3 protein-coding genes and 3 pseudogenes are annotated in these 3,999 nt (G+C 72.8%); 2 read left to right on the top strand and 4 right to left on the bottom strand.

Features of this window, described 5'->3' with window-relative positions; genetic code table 11:
- Nucleotides 1–205, bottom strand: a pseudogene (locus AAHZ94_RS29855) (trans-aconitate methyltransferase); the annotation flags it as partial.
- A gap of 134 nt (nucleotides 206–339) precedes the next feature.
- On the opposite strand from AAHZ94_RS29855, the gene AAHZ94_RS29850 reads away from it, so the two are divergent.
- Complete coding sequence (locus AAHZ94_RS29850; protein WP_349996829.1) at nucleotides 340–837, top strand: MarR family winged helix-turn-helix transcriptional regulator; 498 nt, start codon at nucleotides 340–342, stop codon at nucleotides 835–837.
- Here AAHZ94_RS29850 and AAHZ94_RS29845 read toward each other — a convergent pair.
- Both AAHZ94_RS29845 and AAHZ94_RS36545 read right to left on the bottom strand, forming a co-directional pair.
- A pseudogene (locus AAHZ94_RS29845) lies at nucleotides 796–1,314 on the bottom strand (LuxR C-terminal-related transcriptional regulator); the annotation flags it as partial. The gene AAHZ94_RS29850 and the pseudogene AAHZ94_RS29845 overlap by 42 nt on opposite strands.
- A gap of 71 nt (nucleotides 1,315–1,385) precedes the next feature.
- Nucleotides 1,386–1,581 (bottom strand): annotated as a pseudogene (locus AAHZ94_RS36545) (helix-turn-helix domain-containing protein); the annotation flags it as partial.
- A gap of 428 nt (nucleotides 1,582–2,009) precedes the next feature.
- Between AAHZ94_RS36545 and AAHZ94_RS29840 the strand changes: the two are divergent.
- Complete coding sequence (locus AAHZ94_RS29840) at nucleotides 2,010–2,459, top strand: GNAT family N-acetyltransferase (protein WP_349996826.1); 450 nt, start codon at nucleotides 2,010–2,012, stop codon at nucleotides 2,457–2,459.
- Between the two features lie 353 nt (nucleotides 2,460–2,812).
- Here AAHZ94_RS29840 and galK read toward each other — a convergent pair whose 3' ends face one another.
- Nucleotides 2,813–3,961, bottom strand: coding sequence for a galactokinase (gene galK / locus AAHZ94_RS29835; RefSeq protein ID WP_349996830.1), 1,149 nt, complete (start codon nucleotides 3,959–3,961; stop codon nucleotides 2,813–2,815).
- Nucleotides 3,962–3,999 lie beyond the last annotated feature (38 nt).

Here is a 3,999-nt window from a genome sequence, read left to right as displayed (position 1 = left end):
AGGCGAGCAGGGCCGTGACGTTGCCGGGGCCGCAGCCCAGGTCAGCTATCCGGTGGCCGCGGCCGGCGGCATCGGCGTCGGTGCCGGCCGACGCGGCCGGCTGCGGCAGGTCGGGGATGCGGGCGAGCAGATCGATGAAGGGCCGCGTGCGGTGTACGGAGTGGCGCAGATATTGCTGCGGGTCCCACTGCGGTGAGTCGGGCATGTTCGAACCCCCTTGCAGGGTCAGGTCGTTCCGAAGCGCAAGGGCGCTTCCCGCCCTTCGATGCCCAAGCATCACGAGAAATATCTCTTGATGTCAAGAGACTTCATATCGACAGACCCACTACACTGATCGTCATGGAGGACGAGGTCGATCGGCTGGTCGCGGCGTGGCGGCGGGAACGCCCGGACCTCGACGTGGAGCCGCTTGAGGTACTGAGCCGGGTCAGTAGGCTCGCGCGCCATCTGGACCGGGCGCGGCGGCTCGCTTTCGCCGAGCACCAACTGGAGCCGTGGGAGTTCGACGTCCTGACGTCACTGCGCCGCGCGGGCGCCCCGTACCAGCTCTCGCCGGGGCAACTGCTCACCCAGACGCTGGTGACCTCCGGCACGATGACCAATCGCATCGACCGGCTCACCCAGAAGGGCCTGGTCGAACGGCTGCCCGACCCCAGTGACCGGCGCGGGGTGCTGGTGCGGCTGACCGCCGAGGGGCGCGACCGCGCCGATCAGGCGCTGGCCGGGCTGCTCGCCCAGGAGCGGGCCATCCTGGCCGAACTCTCCCCCGGGCAGCGCCGCGAACTGGCCGGTCTGCTACGCGAGCTGACCGCCCCGTTCGACAACCTCCCCGGCTAGGTCCACCGGGCCGACCCCGGCACGGCGCGCGAGGGCGACCGCCGCCAGCGTGGAGTGCACGCCCAGCTTGCCGAGCACGTTCTGCATGTGCGTACGGACCGTGTGCGGGGACAGGTAGAGCCGCTCGGCGACCGCCTTGCGGCCGAGTCCGGCGACCATGCAGCGCAGCACCTCGCGCTCGCGCGGCGTCAGCGACTCCACCAGCCGCTCGCTCTCGGTGCGGTGCTTGCGGGCCGCGGTCAGCTCCCGCAGGACGCCGGTCAGCAGTGCCGGCGGCAGATGCGTCTCGTCGCGCAGCACACCGCGGATCACCGCGAGCAGCCGGGACAGGGAACAGTCCTTGGCCACCCAGCCGCTCGCCCCGGCCTGGAGCGCAAGGGCTGCGCGGCGCGGGTCGTCGCGCTCAGCGAGGACCACCGTGCGCACCCCGGGCTGGGCCGTGCGGACCCCGCTGACCAGCGTGATGCCGTCGACGGCGCGACGATCGGCGCGCTCGGTGACGCCGTCGGACAGCCGCTCGGGGCGGACCTGTGCGATGTCGCTGATGGCGGCGCCCAGATCGGCGTCCACCAGCAGGACGTCGAAGCGCCGGCCTTCGGTCGCCGCCCGCTCAAGGCAGCGCATGGCCGCCGGGCCGCTGCCGGCCGCCGCGACGTCCACGTCCGGTTCCGCCGCGAGGGCCGCGGCGAGCGACTCGGCGAAGATGCGATGGTCGTCGGCCACCAGAACCCGGATACGTGCCATAGCCACCCCCATGGACTGCCATCTCCCGCGCACGTGAACGCGCACGCGGATACGGAGTAGAAGAACAGATAACCCAGCGCGAAGAACGAAGAACCACGTCGTACGGAAAGGGCGAGCGGCCCCGCGCAGCATGCCAAATGCCGCCCACCCCGACGAGCTGACCAGGTAGAACGCGTGGCGGCGAGCCCACAGTGCGGGTACGGCGCCCGGAAACTCAAGCCCCCTGGCCGAAGCCCACGAGGCACGCCCGGCACGGCACGGCCGCCGCCGTGCATGCCGAAGGCGCTGGCCCCGGGCGTCGTACCTGCCTGTCTCGCCCCCTGATAAGCACCGGCCCCCACCGGCGCTGTGCATCAGCCTACGACCGAGGTCGGACAACGGAAGCGAATTGACGAAACTGCCTCGGCCAACTGTTTAGGCTGAGCGGCGTGTTCCGCATCGAGGAAGAAGTCAATCAAGACCGCAAGGACCTGGTCGAGGATCGGTTGGAAGATTCCAACAGTGAGCGATCCGTGGTCCTGCACCGGATTCGCGACACCGTCGCGGACGACGAACGTCCGGTCCAGGCGTACGCGCTGGACGAAGCTGGAGAGTTGGCGGGTGGCCTGGTCGGCTATGCGTGGGGGCACTGGCTGCATGTGGATCTGCTCTGGGTGGACGAGCGGCATCGGGGCACTGGCCTGGGCACTCGTCTGATGGCCACGGCCGAACGCCGGGCGCGAGAGGAACTCGGCTGCCTGCACTCCCGCGTGGAGACTTGGGGATTCCAGGCCCCGCGCTTCTACGAGAAGTTGGGCTACCGCATCGTCGGCGTGGTCGAGGACTATCCGCCGGGCGAGACCGATCACCTCCTGGTCAAGCGGCTGACCGAAGACTGAGGACGGGCACGGACCGGCACGGACCGGCACGGACCGGCACGGACCGCGGCGTCGCGAACGGAGCCGCACCGGGGCGTGGCCACGGCAGATCCGTTGGGAGGGGTCCCGACTCCACGGCCATCGCCCTTGTGGCGCGTACGCCTCAAATGACTTGCCTGGTAAGGCAGTTGACCGGTTCGAGGGCGTTGGCGAGCCCCGCGCGATGCCCGTACGGGAGCGCGTCGGGGTGTCGGGCGGGGCGCTCCCGCCGGACCGGCGGTCAGGCCGGGGTGGGCGAGGGGCTCGCACCGGCCGGCGAGGCGCTCTCGTGCCGCGGCCAGCCGGGGGGCGGACGGGCGCTCCCGCCGGGCCGGTCAGGCAGGGGTGGCCGGGTCGATGGGCAGGCGGTGGGCGCCGGGGGCGGGGGTCGCGGAGAAAATGCGGGGCGGGAGGTGGGCCGCTGCCGCGAACGCCTCGGTGACCGCCGTGGTGATCGCGTCGGCCGCGGCCTCCGGCACCAAAGAGATGGCGCTTCCGCCGAATCCCCCGCCGGTCATGCGCGCCCCGAGCGCCCCCGATGCGTTGGCCGTCGTCACCGCGAGGTCCAACTCGGGGCAGGAGACCTCGAAGTCGTCGCGGAGCGAGGCGTGGCCCGCGGTGAGCAGGGGGCCGATGGCCCGGACGGCGCCGGCGTCGAGCAGCGCGATGACCTCGTCGACGCGGTGGTTCTCGGTCACCACGTGCCGGACCCGGCGGCAGAGGGCGGGACCGTCCGCGAGCGCCGCCAGCGTTGTCAGCGCGGATTCCAGTGCGGCGTACGGGACGTCGCGCAGGGTCGGCACGCCGAGTTCCCGCGCGGCGCGCTCGCAGGCGGCGCGCCGGTTGGCGTACGCGCCGTCGCCGAGTGCGTGGGTGACGCGGGTGTCGATCACCAGCAGCCGCAGCCCGTGCGCCGCCAGATCCAGCGGGACGTGCCGGTGGGCGAGGCTCCTGGTGTCCAGATAGAGGGCGTGACCTGCGGTGCAGCAGGCGGAAGCCATCTGGTCCATGATCCCGCAGGGCACGCCGACGAAGTCGTTCTCGGCGCGCTGGGCGAGCCCGGCGATGCGCTCGGCGGCCAACCCGAGGCCGTACAGGTCGTTCAGCGCGCTCGCGGTGGCCACTTCGAGCGCGGCCGACGAGGAGAGGCCGGCGCCCGTCGGCACGACGCTGGTGAAGTGCAGCGATGCGCCGCCGACCGGCAGGCCCGCCGCACGCATCGCCCAGAGCACGCCGGCCGGGTAGGCCGCCCAACCGGCGACGGCGCCCGGCGCCAGGTCGGCCACCCGGAGTTCCACCACGCCGCCCGGGGCGTCGGCCGAGTCCAGCCTGAGCAGGCCGTCGCCGCGGGCGCTCGCGGCGGCCAGCGTCGTGTGCGGCAGGGCCAGCGGCAGCACCAAGCCCTCGCTGGTGTCGGTGTGTTCGCCGATCAGGTTGACCCGGCCGGGCGCGGCCCACACCCCGGCGGGCGGGCCGCCGTGCACCCGGCGGGAGCCGGCGCCGGTCGGCCCGCGGCGGGCGG

The sequence above is a fragment of the Streptomyces sp. HSW2009 genome, assembly GCF_040240285.1.
Taxonomy (GTDB): domain Bacteria; phylum Actinomycetota; class Actinomycetes; order Streptomycetales; family Streptomycetaceae; genus Streptomyces.
The sequence above is the reverse complement of the archived record's forward strand: the minus strand, read 5'-3'. Positions and strand labels throughout refer to the sequence as shown.